This is a genomic window from Streptomyces sp. NPDC055632, from assembly GCF_053618675.1.
Genome location: NZ_JBSHHY010000043.1, coordinates 19,430 through 36,672, shown reverse-complemented (window position 1 = coordinate 36,672; position 17,243 = coordinate 19,430). Strand labels below are relative to the sequence as shown.

13 protein-coding genes are annotated in these 17,243 nt (G+C 73.5%); 5 read left to right on the top strand and 8 right to left on the bottom strand.

What is annotated here, in order from left to right:
• Positions 1–31: 31 nt before the first annotated feature.
• A complete protein-coding gene (locus ACWGSR_RS33320; protein ID WP_453572353.1) occupies positions 32–1,303 on the bottom strand; it encodes an LCP family protein in 1,272 nt (423 codons plus the stop codon).
• A 130-nt stretch (positions 1,304–1,433) separates the two neighbouring features.
• Here ACWGSR_RS33320 and ACWGSR_RS33315 point away from each other — a divergent pair, with 130 nt between their 5' ends.
• Positions 1,434–1,967: an acyl-CoA thioesterase gene (locus tag ACWGSR_RS33315; protein ID WP_453572350.1), complete on the top strand. Its 534-nt coding sequence runs from the start codon at positions 1,434–1,436 to the stop codon at positions 1,965–1,967.
• A gap of 88 nt (positions 1,968–2,055) precedes the next feature.
• On the opposite strand, the gene ACWGSR_RS33310 is transcribed toward ACWGSR_RS33315, so the two are convergent.
• Positions 2,056–3,516, bottom strand: coding sequence for an LCP family protein (locus ACWGSR_RS33310; protein WP_453572347.1), 1,461 nt, complete (start codon positions 3,514–3,516; stop codon positions 2,056–2,058).
• Positions 3,517–3,692: 176 nt separating this feature from the next.
• On the opposite strand from ACWGSR_RS33310, the gene ACWGSR_RS33305 reads away from it, so the two are divergent.
• A complete protein-coding gene (locus ACWGSR_RS33305) occupies positions 3,693–4,712 on the top strand; it encodes a glycosyltransferase family 2 protein (RefSeq protein WP_376247175.1) in 1,020 nt (339 codons plus the stop codon).
• A 79-nt stretch (positions 4,713–4,791) separates the two neighbouring features.
• Here ACWGSR_RS33305 and ACWGSR_RS33300 read toward each other — a convergent pair whose 3' ends face one another.
• The 4 genes from ACWGSR_RS33300 to ACWGSR_RS33285 all read right to left on the bottom strand — a co-directional run bounded on the left by ACWGSR_RS33300 (position 4,792) and on the right by ACWGSR_RS33285 (position 10,961).
• Positions 4,792–6,573 (bottom strand): LCP family protein, encoded by a 1,782-nt coding sequence (locus ACWGSR_RS33300; RefSeq protein WP_453572344.1) that lies wholly within the window; start codon positions 6,571–6,573, stop codon positions 4,792–4,794.
• A 35-nt stretch (positions 6,574–6,608) separates the two neighbouring features.
• Complete coding sequence (locus ACWGSR_RS33295; protein WP_453572341.1) at positions 6,609–8,351, bottom strand: LCP family protein; 1,743 nt, start codon at positions 8,349–8,351, stop codon at positions 6,609–6,611.
• Positions 8,352–8,619: 268 nt separating this feature from the next.
• Positions 8,620–9,861, bottom strand: coding sequence for an LCP family glycopolymer transferase (locus tag ACWGSR_RS33290; protein ID WP_453572338.1), 1,242 nt, complete (start codon positions 9,859–9,861; stop codon positions 8,620–8,622).
• 347 nt (positions 9,862–10,208) lie between these two features.
• Positions 10,209–10,961, bottom strand: coding sequence for a TIGR03089 family protein (locus ACWGSR_RS33285; protein WP_453572335.1), 753 nt, complete (start codon positions 10,959–10,961; stop codon positions 10,209–10,211).
• A gap of 137 nt (positions 10,962–11,098) precedes the next feature.
• Here ACWGSR_RS33285 and ACWGSR_RS33280 point away from each other — a divergent pair, with 137 nt between their 5' ends.
• The 3 genes from ACWGSR_RS33280 (at position 11,099) to ACWGSR_RS33270 (ending at position 14,953) form a co-directional block, all read left to right on the top strand.
• Entirely contained in the window at positions 11,099–12,688 is a 1,590-nt protein-coding gene (locus tag ACWGSR_RS33280) for an N-acetylmuramoyl-L-alanine amidase (protein ID WP_453572332.1), read from the top strand.
• Between the two features lie 105 nt (positions 12,689–12,793).
• Positions 12,794–13,876, top strand: a complete 1,083-nt coding sequence (locus tag ACWGSR_RS33275; protein WP_376242777.1) for a mannose-1-phosphate guanylyltransferase — start codon at positions 12,794–12,796, stop codon at positions 13,874–13,876.
• A gap of 102 nt (positions 13,877–13,978) precedes the next feature.
• Positions 13,979–14,953: a DNA-3-methyladenine glycosylase family protein gene (locus ACWGSR_RS33270; RefSeq protein ID WP_453572329.1), complete on the top strand. Its 975-nt coding sequence runs from the start codon at positions 13,979–13,981 to the stop codon at positions 14,951–14,953.
• A 20-nt stretch (positions 14,954–14,973) separates the two neighbouring features.
• Here the strand turns inward: ACWGSR_RS33270 and ACWGSR_RS33265 are convergent, their stop codons facing one another.
• Positions 14,974–16,278: a coenzyme F420-0:L-glutamate ligase gene (locus ACWGSR_RS33265; protein ID WP_453572326.1), complete on the bottom strand. Its 1,305-nt coding sequence runs from the start codon at positions 16,276–16,278 to the stop codon at positions 14,974–14,976.
• Positions 16,275–17,231 carry a 2-phospho-L-lactate transferase gene (cofD, locus tag ACWGSR_RS33260; RefSeq protein ID WP_366379317.1) on the bottom strand — a complete coding sequence of 319 codons (957 nt, stop codon included), beginning with the start codon at positions 17,229–17,231 and terminating at the stop codon, positions 16,275–16,277. Before cofD ends, ACWGSR_RS33265 begins: the two co-directional genes overlap by 4 nt.
• Positions 17,232–17,243 lie beyond the last annotated feature (12 nt).

Below are 17,243 nucleotides of genomic sequence, written 5' to 3'. Positions count from 1 at the left end.
CAGGACGGGGGCGCCCCTTTCGTGCTGATGGTCAGCGGTTCGACTCGACCGTGACCTTCTCGTCGTTCCTGATCTGCTCGACGAGCTGCTTCACCTTCGGCATGTCCCACTTCAGGGAGCCCTGCGGCGCGGCGCCCGCGATCGGCATGTTCATCGACCTGCCGTCGCCGCCGCTGATGCCCTTCATCGCGAAGAACATCTTGCCGAGGTCGTACAGCGACATGTCCTTGTCCACGATCAGCGTGTCCAGACCGGCGCCCAGCGTCGGGTACAGCGCGAACGGGTTGAGGATCGTGCCCGGCGTCGCCGCCTGGTTGGCCAGGGCGGAGAGGAACTTCTGCTGGTTCTTCGTCCGCGCCAGGTCCGACTCGGCGAACGCGTACCGGGTGCGGACGAAGGCCAGGGCCTGCTCGCCGTTGAGGGTCTGCGTGCCGGCCTGGAAGTCGGCGCCGGACTTCTTGTCCTTGAAGCCCTTCTCGATGTTCAGCTCGACGCCGCCGAGCGCGTCCACGATGTTCGCGAAGCCGGCGAAGCCGATCTCCGCGTAGTGGTCGATGCGCAGCCCGGTGTTGTACTCCACGGTCCGCACCAGCAGCTCGGGGCCGTCCATCGCGTAGGCCGCGTTCAGCTTGGAGCCGCCGCGGGCCGGGAACGCCTTGCCCGACTCGGAGCCCACGAAGTTGGGGATCGTCACCCAGGAGTCGCGGGGCAGCGAGACCATCGTGTTCCCGCTGGAGCAGGCCGCGAGGATCATCATCGAGTCGGTCCGCTTGCCCTCGGCGGAGCCGGTGTGCAGCTTCTTCTTCTCCTCGGCCGACATGCCCTCGCGGCTGTCGGAGCCGACGATCAGGTACGTGGTGCAGTCGCCCTCGGAGGGGCGCTCGATGACCTTGGAGAGGTCGACCTCGCCCCGCATCCGCGAGCTCGCCCAGGCGTACGTGCCGATGCCCCAGGCGAGGACGGCGACGACGAGGACGACCGAGCCGACCTTGATCCGCTTGCGCCAGTCCGGGGCGGGACCGGTGCCGGAGCCGCCGGGGCCCCGGGGCGTGTACTGCGGGGGGATGCCGCCCCGGCCGTCGCCGCCTCCGCCCTGGGCGCCGCCGTAGACCTGCCCGGTGCTGTAGCCGGAGTCGTAGCCGGTGCCCTGCGCCTGCGTGAAGCTCTGGTCGTAGCCCTGGTCGTAACGGGGCGGCTGCTGCGGAACCTGCGGGCGCTGCACGTGGCTCATCCTGCGGGGACCCTCGGGCTGGGGGTTCGCGGGGCCGCGGCCGTATCCGCCGTCATCGGGCCAGTCATTCATGCGGACCAGTGTGCCGGGCGGGGGATTCCGGGCGACAGACCGGGTGGAGGATCGGGGCGGGGCTGTTGCCAAGCTGATGCAAAGCGGACCGAACGGGGGCGTCGCGGAGACCCGGCATAAGGTGGAGGGCATGACAGATCAGGGCGATATCCCGGGCAAGCCCACCTCGGCCTCCCGCACCACCCTCAGCCACATCATGACCAGCCACGACACCAATCTCCTCGGCACGGTGCACGGCGGCGTGATCATGAAGCTGGTGGACGACGCGGCGGGCGCCGTCGCGGGCCGGCACTCGGGCGGCCCCGCCGTGACCGCCTCCATGGACGAGATGGTCTTCCTGGAGCCGGTCAGGGTCGGCGACCTGGTGCACGTGAAGGCCCAGGTCAACTGGACGGGCCGGTCCTCGATGGAGGTCGGCGTGCGGGTCATGGCCGAGCGCTGGAACGAGTCGACGCCCGCCACCCAGGTCGGCTCCGCCTATCTGGTCTTCGCGGCCGTCGACGCGGAGGGCAAGCCCCGCACGGTCCCGCAGGTCGTCCCGGAGACGGAGAAGGACCGGCGCCGCAACCAGGAGGCCCAGATCCGCCGCACCCACCGCCTGGCCCGCCGCCAGGCGATCAAGGAGCTGAGGGAACGGCGCGTGGCGGAGGGGTACGAGGACTGAGGGGCACGGGGCCGGACCCCCGGCCCCGCCCCGTTCGTACGCCTCGGCTGCGGACACGAGCCCCGTCCACGTCTGCGCCCCGCCCCGACTACGGGCACACCACCTGGTCCCCCGTCACCGCCTCGAACGGCTTCTCCGGCTCCTCCACCCGCACCGCCCGCACCCCCTTGTAGTCCGCCCCCACGACCACCCGCATCGTCCCGCCCCTGCCCGCCACCGCCTTCAGCTCCGTGCCCGGCAGGGCCGCCGCCAGGGACTTGGCCGAGCGGTCCCAGCGCGGGTCGTACTCCACGACCGTGCGCTCCCGCTCCGCCCCCGCCGCCGTCCTCGGGGCCCCGGTGGTGGCGAAGCCGGTCCCGCGCAGCGCGTCGTCGACCTTCCGGCCGAGGCCGTCCCTCCGGGTCCCGTTGTAGACCTGCACCCGGATCGTGTCCGGCGCCACGTCCACCACGACCTCCTTCGGCGCCTTCGCCGGGGCCGGCGGCTTCGCCGAGGCGATCGGCCGGTCCTCCCGCAGCGCCTGGAAGAGCCGCTGCGCCCTGGCCGCGTCCCACTTCACCGTCGAACCGATGCCCTTCACCGGGAAGCTCATGTCCCCGACCGGCACGGACATGAACTCCGACGACGCGGGCGTGAAGCCGCGCATCGCCTTGGAGAGCGAGAGCATCTGGTCCGTGCCGAAGCCCTCGTCGGCCCGCACGGAGCTCAGCATGCTCGTCGCCACCGCCCGGAACCGCACCGGGTTCAGCAGCACCCCGCCGCTCGTCACCCGCTCGACGAGCGCCGCCACGAACCTCTGCTGCCGCTGCATCCGCCCGATGTCGGCGGCCCCGTCGATGTGCCGGGAGCGCACGTACTGCAGGGCCCGCCCGCCGTCCAGCTCATGGGTGCCGGGGGCCAGGTCGAGCCCGGTGTACGCGTCCTTCAGCCGCTTCGTCGTACAGATCCGCACCCCGCCGACCGCGTCCACGGTCCGCATGAAGCTGGTGAAGTCGACCTCCAGGTAGTGGTCGATCTTGACGCCGGTCATCGACTCCACGGTCCGCACGGTCAGCGCGGGCCCGCCCTCCGCGTAGGCCGCGTTCAGCTTCACCGGGTGCGCCTGGTGCTTCTCGCCGCTGACGAGGTCGGTGTGCTCGGGCATCTCGGTGTACGAGTCGCGGGGCAGGCTCACCACGCTCGCCCGGTCCCGGTCCTGGGAGATGTGCACCAGCATCACCGTGTCGGTGCAGTTGCAGGGCGCGCCGCCGAGCCGGTACTTCGCCCGCTCCTCGGGGGTGATCCGGTCCCGGCCGTCCGTGCCGACGACGAGGACGTTCATCCCGTGCCCGGCCTGCGGCCGGTTCTTCATGTCCTTGAAGGGGTCGACCCGGGTGAGCCCGGTGTCCAGTCCGGTCACGAGCGCGTGCCCGATCCCGCCCGCCGCGAGGACCGTCACCGAGAGCGCCGTCGCCATCCGCATCCCCCACCGGGGCCGCCTCCGCGGCCGGCGCGCCGGTACGCGGCGGGCGGCGGGCCGGGGACGGGGCGTGCGGGGCGGTGTGGGCACGGACGGACACCTTCGCGGGTGGGACAAGGGGGCCGTGAGCACCGTAGGCCCATACGATCAGCGCAAGGGGGCGCCACCCGTGCGGCGCGCACCCGTGTCCCCCGTTCGCGGTAACGTGGCGGACGAAAACACCGTCTCCGTCTCGCGGGGGACGCCCCCCGCACCGCCGAGGAACCATGCTGCCCCCCGTCTCCGTGATCATGCCGGTCCTCAACGAGGAGCGGCACCTGCGCAACTCCGTCCGCCACATCCTGGAGCAGGAGTACGACGGCGAGATGGAGGTGGTGATCGCGCTCGGCCCGTCCACGGACCGCACCGACGAGATCGCCGCCGAACTCGTCCGCGAAGACCCCCGCGTCAAGACCGTGCCGAACCCCACCGGCCGTACGCCCGCCGCCCTCAACGCGGCGATCGGCGCCTCGCGCCACCCGATCGTGGTGCGCGTCGACGGCCACGGGATGCTCTCCCCGAACTACATCGCCACCGCCGTGCGGCTCCTGGAGGAGACCGGCGCGCAGAACGTCGGCGGCATCATGCACGCCGAGGGCGAGAACGCCTGGGAGGACGCGGTCGCCGCCGCGATGACCTCGAAGATCGGCGTCGGCAACGCCGCCTTCCACACGGGCGGCGAGGCGGGCCCCGCCGAGACCGTGTACCTGGGCGTCTTCCGCCGCGAGGCCCTGGAGCGGCAGGGCGGCTACAACGTGGAGTTCATCCGCGCCCAGGACTGGGAGCTGAACTTCCGCATCCGCGAGGCGGGCGGCCTGATCTGGTTCTCGCCGGAGCTGCGCGTCCAGTACCGCCCCCGGCCCTCGGTGAGGGCCCTCGCCAAGCAGTACAAGGACTACGGGCGTTGGCGCCACGTGGTGGCCCGCTACCACCAGGGCTCCATCAACCTCCGCTACCTGGCCCCGCCGACCGCCGTCTGCGCCATCGCCGCCGGCGTGCTCGTGGGCGCCCTCGTCACCCCGCTCGGCTTCGTGGTCCCGGCCGGCTACCTCGCCGCGATCACCGCCGGCTCGGTCCCGGCGGGCAGGGGCCTGCCCCTCAAGGCCCGCCTCCGGATCCCGGTCGCCCTCGCCACCATGCACATGTCCTGGGGCTACGGCTTCCTCACCAGCCCCCGCTCCCTCGCGAAGAAGGTCATCGCGAGCCGCCGCCCGGCGGTGCCGGCGGGGGAGGCGGAGACGGTCTGACGACCGCACGCGTCCGTGTGAACGGCGACGGCCGGACCCCGGAAGGGGCCCGGCCGTCGCCGCGTTCGGGGGAGCGGGGTCAGCTCTTGCCGTCCCACTGGTAGACCGAGTAGACGTCCATGCAGTCCGCCTTGTCGTCGGCGCCCTCGGGCAGGTCGCCCGCGGTGTGCGTCGGCCTCTTGTAGACCGCGCCCTCGCGCCAGTCGGCGCCGACGATGAGCTTGATGCCCTCGGCCTTCGCGTCGATCCGGACCGCGGACTCGGGCAGCCCGAGGGCCACGGCCACCGCCTGGGCGTTCGCCTTGCCCTTGTCGCCGTCGGCCTTGGGGTAGACGACCACGGTGTCCTTGCGGGGGCCGCCCTCCGCGGAGGAGTCGGCCTGCGTGAAGCCCTTGCCCCGGAGGGTCTCGGTCAGCGTGCGGGCGCGGCCCTCGACGGCCGGATCGCCGTTGCCGTCGGTGCCGTTGACGATCGTCACGCCGTAGGAGGCGGGGGCGTCGGCGGGCACCGCGGGCTTCGCGGAGGCCGTCGGCTTCGGCTTGCCGCCGTTCTTGTCGTAGGCGACGTCGTCACGGATCATCGTCCACATCTTGTCGGCGGACGCCGGGACCATCTCCAGCCACGCCTTGGGGTTGGCGGGGTAGGGCTTCGTCGGGACCGTCGCCGTCGTCAGACGGTCGATCTTGACGTTCTTGAGCTGCATCGACAGGTCGAAGAGCTTCTTCACGCTCTTGATCTCGTCGGAGACCTGGAGGGCCCGCGTGGCGGTGTCGGCCAGGCCCATCAGACGGCCGGTGTCGGTCCAGGCGTTCTGGCTCTGGAGCTTCTTCATCATGCCGTTCATGTACATGTGCTGGGCCTTGGCGCGGTTCTGGTCGCTGCCGAACGCGTGCCGGGTGCGCAGCCACTGGAGGGCCTGCTCGCCCTGGACCTCGGTGGTGCCCTGCTTCAGCTTCAGGCCGGAGCCGCCCTTCACCTCCCGGGTCGACTTGTCGTGGACGCCGGTCTTCACGCAGACCGGGACGCCGCCGACCTCGTCGGCCATCGCCACGACACCGGCGAAGTCGACCATCATCCAGTGGTCGACGTAGACCCCGGTGAGGTTCTCCCAGGTGGTGAGGGTGCAGCCGGGGCCGCCGCGCTGGAGGCTCTCGTTGATCGGCCGGTTGGTCGTGGCCGGGAAGGTCGTGCCCTTCTCGTCCTTGCACTCGGGGATCGGGACGACCGTGTCGCGCGGGATGGAGACGATCGAGGCGTTCTCCCGGTCCGCCGAGATGTGCAGCAGCATCTGCACGTCGGCCAGCGGCTTCCGGTCCCTGTCGTTCTTGCCGCCGCCCAGGGCGACGTTCTTCTCGTTGCTCCGGTCGTCCGAGCCGATCATGAGGATGTTCAGCGGGGTGTCGCCCAGCGCGTTCGGCGCGGCCTTCTTGACGCCGCTGTTGCCGCCCGCGCGGCTGCCGCCGCGGATGTTGCCGTTCAGGTACTCGTAGTACAGGTATCCGGCGCCGGCCGTCCCGAGTATCAGCACCGCCAGGGTGATCGCCACCCAGCGCAGCGCCTTGCGCTTGCCGGTCTTCTTGCCGGTGCCCTTCCGGGGGCGCCGCCGCGAGCCGCCGCGGCGGTGGCCGCTACGCGCGTCACCGCCCGCCGCCGCGCCCCGCCGCCGTTCCGCGCGGGTCTCCCCGCCGGAGGAGCCGTCGGAGGAGCCGTCGGCGGACTCCGTCTTCCCGGAGGGCGCGGCGCCGGTCGCCTCGCCGGCTCCGTGCAGGTCGTCGTCCCAGCCCAGTTCCCGGGCGCGCGGCACGCCTCCCCGCGTTCCCTCCCCACGCACGCTCTTCTGTCCCACCCCAGGTCCCCTCATGAATCAGGTGTGTGCCGAATCCCGGTGTTCCCGGGTCACTTGGCGCACACCTGCTGGTCGGCTGCTACCTTCTCGACGTCCGGCGCCTTTACCGGTCCGCTGACGGGCACCCCCGCGCCCTTGAAGTCGGCGCCGAGGACGAGCGTCATGGGCTCGCGTTCCCCGGCGTCCTGCGTGCCAGGCTTGAGAGCCGTGGCGGGCAGACCCATCATGTCCGCGAGCGCGCGGGCCTGATCGGCCTGGTTCGGTGCGTAGGTGAGCGTGGTCTTCGCCGCCTTCTCGGGGGCGTTGCTCTTGTTGGTCGAGCGGAGCACGCCCCGCTCGTTCTGCAGCCAGCTGAGGGTCGACTGGGCCGCCCCCTGGACGCCGCTGCCGTTGTAGACGTCGACGCGCACGTCGGCGGCGGTGGCCCGCGCGCCCTGGAGGAGCGCGGCCTGCGCCTGCGTCTGCGCGTTCTTGGCGTCCTGCTCCTTCTTCTTCACCTCGGTGAGCGAGGTGTCGGACTGGAGGACGGCGAAGAGCTGCGGCGCCAGCGTCGGGTGCGGCACCACGGTGATCGGCTTGGGCTCGTCCGGGTTGTCGATGACCGGCAGGGTCGTGAACGCGATGTTCTTCGCGTCGATCCCGGAGAGTTCCCCGGCCAGGCCCTGGAGCTTGGAGAGGGACCCTATGCCCTTGTCGACGGTGAGCGCCTTGGTCGCCGCCTCGGCGAGGTTCAGCAGCTTCGTCGGGCTGGTGAGCGTCTCGTCCGACTTCATCTGCCGGATCATCGACCCCAGGAACTGCTGCTGGACCTTGATCCGGTCCAGGTCGCTCTTGTTGCCGAAGCTGGAGCGGGTGCGGACGAAGGCGAGCGCCTGCTCGCCCTCGATGAGCGACTCGCCGGCCGGGAGCTTCAGGTGCGACTTGGGGTCGTTCACCGGCTTCTCGACGCAGACCTTCACGCCGCCGACGGCCGAGGTCAGCTCCTTGACGGCGTTGAAGTCGACCATCATGAAGTGGTCGACGTCGACGCCCGTCAGCTCCTTGACCGTGCGCATGGTGCAGCCGGGGTCGCGGCCGTCCTGGCCGAGGCTCACGTTGAAGCGGGCCTTCCGCTGGCCGGGGATGGTGAGGATCGTCCCGTCGGGCTGCCGGGTCTGGCACTCGGGGATCGTCGTCACCAGGTCGCGCGGGATGGAGAGCGCCGTGGCGTTCGTCCGGTCCTTGGCGACGTGGAAGAGGATCGTGGTGTCCGCGTGGCCGGGGCTGTTGGCGTCGCCGTAGCCGCCGTTGCCCGCGCCGGTCCGCTTGTCGGTGCCGATGATCAGGACGTTGAAGGCCTCGCCCTTGCGGAAGCCCTTGCCCTCGACGCCGATCGGGTCGACGACGCTGATGTTGCCGTCGAGCTTGTTGTAGAGCAGGTACGCGCCGGTGGCGCCGCCCACGAGGACGAAGGCCATCGCGCCGCCGGTCCACAGCAGGACCTTCTTCTTGCGGGAGGCGCTCCGCTTGGGCCTGCGGCGGCTCGCGGGCGCCTGCCGGCCGCCCCGGCTCTGCTCGGGGACCCGGCGCCGGCGCTGGCCGGGGACGGGCGTCTCGGTGGCGGTGGCGGTGCCGCCCTCGGAGGCCCCGGCCCCGGCCGCGGCGGGAGCGGAGGGGCCGTGAGATCGGGACGGGGTCGCCGACTGCCCAGCGGAGCGGTCCAGTCGCAGTTCGTAGTTGCCCGTCTGCGGGTTGAGCACCCACTGGTCGGCGGGGTCGATCTCGTCCGCCCGTCCACGGCTGTGCGCGTCCACGGTTACTCGAGTCCTCCGTCGGTGCCACGCGAGGCGCCCTCCCCCTGGGCGCCGCTTTCTCGGTCGTTCGATCCCTGGTGAGTGTGACGACCACGTGGTCGGGGTACACCGGATCGGGTCACACTATCCGCCCAGTTCAGCGCGGGGCGACGTCCGTGACAAATTCCACGCGCCTTACAACCGGGCAATCCGCTCAAACCGCATCCCTCTTGCCCCTCCCCTTGGTTCACCCTTTACCCGTCCGCCCCGCGCCCCGCCGCGCCCCCGGTCAGGAGCACACGCCCTCCGCCGCGTTCCGTCCGGTGAACGTCGGCGTCGGGGCCGGGCTCGGCGCCACCCCCGCGTTCTCGGGCTCCCGCTCCTCGTCCTTCGCCCCGGGCTCCACCGCCACGGGCCCGTCCTCCCGCAGCTGCTCGAAGAGCTGGTCCGCGGCGGGCTGCACCAGTTCGTCCCGGTTCGCGTTGTACGTGTACGGGCGGCGGGGGACCGTGAGGAACTGCACCCGCTCGGTCGGGATCGCCCGCATCGAGCGCGCCAGGTCGTACAGGTCCCGCAGCGAGTCGAGCCCCGCGTCGGTCGTGATCGACTTCGTGGCCGCGTCCAGGACCGGATAGAGCCTGGCCGGGTTCAGCAGCACCCCGTTGCTCTGCACCTTGTTGACGAGGGCGCCGAGGAACTGCTGCTGGCGGTCCATGCGTTCGGTGTCGCTGCCGTTGCCGAGCGACTTCCGGGCGCGTACGAAACCGAGGGCCTGCTCCCCGTGGAGCGTCTGGCGTCCCGCCGGCAGCTTCAGGTGCGCGTCGGCGTCGTCCACGGGCTCCTTGAGGCAGACCTCCACCCCGTCCACGGCGTCCACCATCTTCTTGAAGCCCTGGAAGTCGATCACCATGTGGTGGTCGATCCGCGTCCCGGTCAGCTTCTCGACGGTACGGATCGTGCACGCCGTGCCGCCGACCTCGAAGGCCAGGTTGAACTGCGCGAACTGCTCCCGGGTGCGGGACCCGTCGGGCTTGCGGCAGCCCGGGACCGTCACCATCAGGTCGCGGGGCAGGGAGACGGCGGTCGCGCTCCGCTTCCCCGCCGCGAGGTGCAGCAGGATCACCGTGTCGGAGCGCTGGGTGCCCTTGTCCCTGCCGTACCGCTCGTTCCCCTCGCCGGACCGGGTGTCCGAGCCGATGAGCAGGATGTTCCGGGCGGCCGAGGAGTTGGCGGGCGGCCGCTCCTTCTCGTACCTGCGCAGCTCGTCGGCGGCGGTGGTGTCCGTGGTGATGTTGCCGTCGAGCTTCCGGTAGAACCACCAGCCCGCCCCGGCCGCGCCGAGCAGGACGACCGAGACGCCGAGGGCCGTCCAGCGCAGCCAGTGGCGCCGGCGGGGCTTCCCGGGGGCGGGCCCCTCCGGGGTGCCGGCCGCCGCGTCCTCCGCGCCCGTGGCCCCGGTCGCCCCGTCCCCGGCCCCGTCCCCGGGCGCCGGGGGGTCCGGTTCGGCGGGCGTGCCTGCGCGGTCCGTCACGTCTGCGTCCGTCCTTCGTGGCGTCGGCGGCGCGTCGGACGGCCGCCGGTCGTGGAGGAGGACGGCCGGGCCCGACGCGTGGTGGTGCGGAAGGAGAGGACTCCCCCCGGCCGATCATCCACCGGACCGGGCGCGCGAACCCGGGGACCCGGCCCGTCGCTGGGCCGAACGGGTGCGGTTCGGCGGGCGCCGCGGAGCGTCGGGGCCCGGGAGGCGGCGGGTCCCGTGGAGCGGCCGGGGCGGGTTCACGGAGCGGCCGGGGTCATGGCGCGGCCGGGGTCATGGCGCGGCCGGGTTCACGGAGCGGCCGGGGTCATGGCGCGGCCGGGTTCACGAGCCGGCCGGGTTCAGGAGGCGGTGTCCGTCACCCGCTCGCTCTCCACCCGCTTCTCGAACGCCTCGGGCGCGAGCCGGTCCAGGTTCCGGCAGAGGACCACCGAGCCGCCGGCGGCGAGCGGCGCGTACAGACCGGTCGAGACGCCGGTCCAGTCCCCGTAGCCGAGCCCGGAGAGCAGCCGGGAGCCGGGGCCGAGGCCGAGCGTCGCCGCGTCCACGCGGGCCTGCTCGACGAGCTGGACGCCACTGCGTTCCTCACCGTCGACGACCAGGGCGGGAGCGTCCGGATCGACCGGTACGAACGGGGCGAACCGGTCGCCCTGGCTCGGCACCTCGACCGCGTAGTCCGCGTAACCGGCGGGCGCGACGGGGAACCGGCGGCCCAGCGGCGCCAGGGAGAGCGCGATCCGCTCCCCGGAACAGGCGAGACCCGCCTCCAGCGTCTCCGGACCCGCGACCACGACGTCCGCGCCCGAGGGGTCGCCGCCGAGTTCGACGGTCACGCCCACCGAGGAGCAGGCGAGCAGCCAGACGGCGGTCTGCCAGTGCGCGGGCAGCAGCAGCGCGACCCGGTCGCCGGGTCCGGCGGACAGCTCGCCCTGGATCAGGTTCGCCGTCTTGGCCACCCAATTGGCGAAGGTGGCGACGGACAATTCCACCCGTTCACCGGTGGCGTCGTCGTAGAAGGTGACCAAGGGGCGGGCGGGGTCCGCGGCGAGCGCGGATCGCAGCAGGTCGGCGGGGGTGCGGTCGCTGGCGTTCACGCCCGACAGCGTACGCGGGAGGGCCCGCCGCGGTCCGCCGTACCGGTGACGGCGTCCACCGGTCGGACCGATCGGCCGCCGCTTTCCGGGCGGTGTCCCGCCGCGCGGAACGCCCCGGCGGTACGCACGATCGGCCCATGCGTGCCTCACTCGCCTCCTCGATCGCCGTCACCTGCGCGGCGGTACTCGCCCTGCCGGTCTCCTCCGCCGCGCCCGCGGCGGCCGAGGTGCTCGGGCAGCCACCGGCGGCCTCCGCGCTGCCCCCCGCGCCCGACCTGTCGGGCTCCACCCAGTCCCTGCCGCTCGCCCCGCTGGGCCCCTCCTCGCGGGCCGGCGGCTCGGGGGAGCAGGGACTCCCCCGACGCGACGTCAAGCCCTTCTCGCTCGTGGGCGTGGTCTGGGACGACCCCAAGGCCCCGCTGCACGGCACCGTGCAGGTCCGCACCCGGGCCACCGGCACGGACACCTGGTCGGAGTGGCAGGACGTGGAGACCCACAACGACGAGCACGGGGCCGACCCGGACAGCGCGGAGGGCACCTCCCGGGCGCTCCGCGGCTCCACGGCCCCGCTGTGGGTGGGCGACTCGGACGGCGTCGAGATCCGCGTACGGGCGGACGCGGGCCGGACGGGCGGCGCGGCGCCGCTCCCGGCCGGCCTGCGCCTGGAACTCGTGGACCCGGGGGAGGGCCCGGAGACGGCGCCGGACACGGAACCGGTCCTGGAGACGGAGCCGGGCCCGGAGACCGAGCAGGCCGCGGACACCGGTCCGGTCGCCGACGGGACCGCGGAGACGGTCGCGGACACCGGTCCGGTCGCCGACGGGACCGCGGAGACGGTCGCGGACACCGGTCCGGCCGCCGACGGGACCGCGGAACCGGTCGCGGTCGCGGAGGCCGCCCCGCCGAGGACCCGTACGGCCGTGGCTCCGGAGGCCCCGCTGCCCCCGGCCGTCACCGTCCCGGCCACCGCCCTCTCGCTCGCTCCGTACGCCGGGCCCTGGCTCACGGCCCTGTCGAAGGAGGCGGCCGAGGCCGTGGCCCCGTACCTGCCCCCGTTCCTGCCCCGCACCCCGGCGTCCGGGTCCGAGGCGCAGGAACCGGCCCAGGCCGCGGCCGCGCCGTACATCGGCCCCCGCCCCGCGATCGTCACCCGCAAGGGCTGGGGCGCGGACGAGTCGATCCGCGAGAAGACCTTCGTCTACACGAACACGATCAAGGCGGCCTTCGTCCACCACAGCGCCACCGGCAACAACTACACCTGCGCCCAGGCGCCCTCCGTCCTGCGGAGCATCTACCGCTACCACGTCCTGAGCAGCGGGTGGCGTGACTTCGGCTACAACTTCGCCGTCGACAAGTGCGGGAACATCTACGAGGGCCGGGCGGGCGGCGTGGACAAGCCGGTGCTCGGCGCCCACACCCTCGGGTTCAACACCAGCACCATGGGCATCGCCGTCCTCGGCACCTTCAGCACGTCCGCCCCGCCGGCCGCCTCCGTGACCGCCGTCGCCCGTCTGACGGCCTGGAAGCTCGGCCTCCACGGCATCAACCCGGTGGGATCGGTCACCCTGACCTCGGGCGGCGGGAACCTGTACGCGAAGGGCACGAAGGTCAAGTTCCACGCCATCGCCGGACACCGTGACGGATTCGCCACGGACTGTCCCGGATCCCTTCTGTACGGCAAGCTCGGCACGGCCCGGACGAGCGCGGCGTCGTACCAGGGGAGGTAGAGGGGACCGCCGGGGCAACCCTCTGCATAAACTGACCGGTCATATCGCAGGGACGACCGAAAACGGACGTGCCGACGGCCCCGGACAGGAAGCAGAGACGACAAGGTGACAGAAGCGATCCTCCTGGTCGGTGGCAAGGGAACACGGCTGCGGCCCCTCACGGTCAACACGCCCAAGCCCATGGTCCCGGCGGCGGGCGTCCCCTTCCTGACGCACCAGCTCGCCCGCGCCCGCGCCGCCGGCGTCGAGCACATCGTGCTCGCCACCTCCTACCTGGCCGAGGTCTTCGAGCCGCACTTCGGCGACGGCTCCGAGCTGGGCCTGAGCCTGGAGTACGTCACCGAGGAGGAGCCGCTGGGCACCGGCGGCGCGATACGCAACGTGGCCTCGCGGCTGCGCTCGGGCCCCGACGACCCGGTCCTCATCTTCAACGGGGACATCCTCACGGGCCTCGACATCGGGGCCCTCGTCGACACCCACTCCTCCTCCGGCGCGGACGTCTCGCTCCACCTCACCCGTGTCGACGACCCGCGGGCCTTCGGCCTCGTCCCCACGGACCCCACCGGCCGCGTCACGGCCTTCCTGGAGAAGCCGCAGACGCCCGAGGAGATCGTCACCGACCAGATCAACGCGGGCGCGTACGTCTTCCGCCGCTCGGTCATCGACACCATCCCCACCGGCCGGCCGGTCTCGGTGGAGCGCGAGACCTTCCCGGAGCTCCTGGCCTCCGGCGCCCACCTCCAGGGCATGGTCGACTCCACGTACTGGCTGGACCTCGGCACCCCGCAGGCCTTCGTGCGCGGCTCCGCCGACCTGGTCCTTGGCCGCGCGCCCTCCCCGGCCGTCCCGGGCCGCTGCGGCGACCGCCTGGTGCTGCCGTCGGCGCGCGTCGCCCCGGACGCCAAGCTGACCGGCGGCACGGTCGTCGGCGCGGACGCGGTGGTCGGCGAGGGCGCCCGCATCACGGGCTCCACGCTCCTCGCGGGCGCGGTCGTCGAACCGGGCGCGGTGATCACCGACTCCCTGATCGGCGCGGGCGCCCGCATAGGCGCGCGGACGGTCCTCAGCGGGGCGGTCATCGGCGACGGCGCCCGGATCGGCGCCGACAACGAACTCCGCGACGGCATCCGCGTCTGGTGCGACGCCACCCTCCCGGCGGGCACGGTCCGCTTCTCGTCGGACCAGTAGCTTCTCGCCGGACCAGTGGGGGACGGGCGGGGGAACGGCGGGGGCCGCACCGGGCCCCGTCCACCGGACGGCTTCCGCCCGGGACGCCATTACGCTCGTCCCATGGCCGGCCGCTTCCCGCAGAGACCCACCGCACCCGCACGGGCGACCGGCCGCACCCCTGGGCCCCCGCCCCGCGTCCGCTCCCTCCCCCTCCCCGCGGGGACGGACCTCGGCCTCACCCTCGGCCCCCTCCGCCGGGGCCCGGCGGACCCCGCCTTCCGGGCGGCCCGGGACGGCTCGTTCTGGCGGGCCTGCCGGACGCCCGAGGGCCCGGGGACCCTCCGCGTCACCGCACGGGACGGCGTCGCGGAGGCGCAGGCGTGGGGCGGGGGCGCCGCGTGGCTCCTGGACCGCCTCCCCGCGCTGCTCGGCGCCGAGGACGACCCGGCCGCCTTCACGCCCCGCCACGGGCTCCTCGCCGCCGTCCACCGCCGCCGCCCCGGCCTGCGCCTCGTCCGCACCGGCCTGGTCCTGGAGTCGCTGATCCCGTCGATCCTGGAGCAGAAGGTCACGACGGACGAGGCGTACCGGGCCTGGCGGCTCCTGGTGCGGAAGTACGGGGAGCCGGCGCCGGGCCCGGTCCCCGACGGCATGCACGTCATGCCGGACGCGCGCGCGTGGAGCCTGATTCCGTCCTGGGAGTGGCACCGTGCGGGCGTGGACGACAAACGGGCCGCGACGGTCCTGCGCGTGTGCCGGGTGGCCCGCCGCATGGAGGAGGCCGCGGACATGGACCCGGCCGGGGCCCGCAGGCGCCTGGAGCTGATCCCGGGCGTCGGCCCCTGGACGAGCGCCGAGGTGGTCCAGCGCAGCCACGGCGCCCCCGACGAGGTCACCACCGGCGACTACCACCTGCCCGGCATCGTCGGCTGGGCCCTCGGGGGCGACCGCACGGCCGACGACGCGGCCATGCTCGACCTCCTGGCCCCCTACGAGGGCCAGCGCCACCGGGCCGCCCGCCTGATCCTCCTCAGCGGCCGGATCCCGCCCCGCAGGGCGCCCCGGATGACCCCGGGGAACATCGCGGCCCTCTGACCCCGGCCCGGCCGGCGGGATCAGCGCACCTCGACGAACTCCGAAGCCGTCCGCGCCGCCCGCTCCCGCGGCGCGGCCGCCGGATGCCCGATCGCCACCGCGCCGAGCGGGTCCCAGTCGTCCGGCAGGCCGAGGACCTCCCGTACGACGTCCCGGCAGAACATCGTCGAGGACACCCACGCCGAGCCGAGCCGCTCGCCCGCGAGCGCCACCAGAAAGTTCTGGACGCCCGCGCCCGCCGCGACCAGGAACATCTCGCGCTCGGCGGTGTCCCGGCGCGGGTCGCCGTAGTGGTGGGAGCCGTCCATGACCAGACAGGGCACGGCCAGGTAGGGCGCGTCGCGCAGGACGTCCCCGCGCCGGACCCGCTTCGCGATCGACTCCTCGGACTTCCCGTCGCGCCGCAGGTCCGCGATCCACGCCTCCCGCATCGCGTCGAGCAGCCGCGTCCGCGACCCCGCCGACTCCAGGAGCACGAACCGCCAGGGGGTGGTGTGGTGCGGGGCGGGCGCCGTCACGGCCGCGGCGACCGCGCGCCGCACCGCCCCCGGGTCGACCGGCTCGGCCGTGAACTCCCGTACGGTCCGCCGCAGCGTCACCGCCTCCCGCACGGCCTCGGAGGTGCCCAGCCGGAACATGTCGTCGGCCGCGCTCCGCACGAGCGCGCGTGCCCCCGGCTCCCCGTCCCCGCCCACCACGTGCGGCAGGCCCCGGACGACGGCCACCGGCAGCCCGGCCGCCTTGCCCTTCACCAGGTCCCCGGCGGCGGCGAGTTCGTCGGCGGTGGCGACCACGGTCGCGCTCAGCGGGTTGCCGTGCGCGTCGGTCCCGCCGCGCAGGTCGTCCAGGACCCGCACCCCGGCGGCCCCGATCGCCACGTCCGTGAGCCCGCCGCGCCAGGGACGCCCGAAGGTGTCCGTGACGACGACGCCCACGTCCACGCCGAGCGCCTCGCGCAGCCCCGCGCGGATCCGGCGGGCCGAGGCGTCCGGGTCCTCGGGCAGCAGGAGGACCGTCCCGGCGGGGGTGTTGGAGGCGTCGACCCCGGCGGCGGCCATGACGAGCCCCTGCCGGTTCTCGACGATCCGCAGGGTCCCGCGCCGCGCCACCACCCGGACGGTCTCGGCGTCGATGGCCTCCTCGCGGTCGTCGGCGGCGACCACCCGCCCCTCCGCCTTGCTCACGATCTTGGAGGTGACGAGCAGCACGTCCCCGTCGGCCAGTTCCGGGGAGACGGAGGCGATCAGCTTGGCCAGGTCGTCCCCGGCCGCCACCTCGGGCAGCCCGGGCAGCGCCCAGACCCGGTACGAGGGGGCGGCGGTCACCCCCGTACCTCCTCGGCAAGCGCGAGGGCCTCGCGGGCCATCGCCGCCGTCGCGTCCACGTCCGTCATCATCAGCGGCACCGCCCGGCAGGCGATGCCCGCCGCCTCGACGTCCGCCACCGCGCCCGCGTCCACGGTGTCCACGAGCCAGCCGTCGAGCAGCTCGGAGCCGTAGTGCCGGGCCACCGCCGCCGCCGTGGACTCCACGCCCACCGCCGCGAGGACCTTGTCGGCCATGCCGCGCACGGGCGCGTCCCCGACGATGGGGGAGAGGCCCACGACCGGCGCCCCGGCCGCGGCGACCGCCTCGCGGATCCCGGGCACGGCCAGGATCGTGCCGACGGACACGACCGGGTTGGACGGCGGGAAGAGGATCAGGTCCGCCTCGGCGATCGCCTCCAGGACGCCCGGCGCCGGCTTCGCGGCCTCCGCGCCGACCGGCACGACGGCCTTCGCGTCGACGGAGGCGCGCAGCTTCACCCAGTACTCCTGGAAGTGCACCGCCCGCCGCTCGCCGTCGACCTCGATGGCCACGTGGGTCTCGACGCGGTCGTCGGACATGGGGAGCAGGCGGACGCCCGGCCGCCAGCGGGCGCACAGCGCCTCGGTGACGGCGCTCAGCGGGTAGCCCGCGCCGAGCATCTGGGTGCGGACGATGTGGGTCGCGAAGTCCCGGTCGCCGAGGCCGAACCACTCGGGCCCGACGCCGTACGCCGCGAGCTCCTCCTTGACGGTGAAGGACTCGTCCGTACGCCCCCAGCCCTGCTCCTCGTTGATGCCCCCGCCGAGGGTGTACATCACCGTGTCCAGGTCGGGGCAGACCTTCAGCCCGAAGAGATGGATGTCGTCACCGGTGTTGCCGACGACCGTGATCTCCGCGTCCGGCACGGCCTGCTTGAGGCCGCGAAGGAAACGGGCACCACCGATGCCGCCGGCCAGAACCACAATGCGCATGTACGGCAGTGT

Coding starts and splice junctions, on each gene's coding strand:
- ACWGSR_RS33320 (WP_453572353.1), bottom strand. CDS start 1,303: ATGAATGACTGGCCCGATGACGGCGGATACGGCCGCGGCCCCGCGAAC.
- ACWGSR_RS33315 (WP_453572350.1), top strand. CDS start 1,434: ATGACAGATCAGGGCGATATCCCGGGCAAGCCCACCTCGGCCTCCCGC.
- ACWGSR_RS33305 (WP_376247175.1), top strand. CDS start 3,693: ATGCTGCCCCCCGTCTCCGTGATCATGCCGGTCCTCAACGAGGAGCGG.
- ACWGSR_RS33300 (WP_453572344.1), bottom strand. CDS start 6,573: ATGAGGGGACCTGGGGTGGGACAGAAGAGCGTGCGTGGGGAGGGAACG.
- ACWGSR_RS33280 (WP_453572332.1), top strand. CDS start 11,099: ATGCGTGCCTCACTCGCCTCCTCGATCGCCGTCACCTGCGCGGCGGTA.
- ACWGSR_RS33270 (WP_453572329.1), top strand. CDS start 13,979: ATGGCCGGCCGCTTCCCGCAGAGACCCACCGCACCCGCACGGGCGACC.
- cofD (WP_366379317.1), bottom strand. CDS start 17,231: ATGCGCATTGTGGTTCTGGCCGGCGGCATCGGTGGTGCCCGTTTCCTT.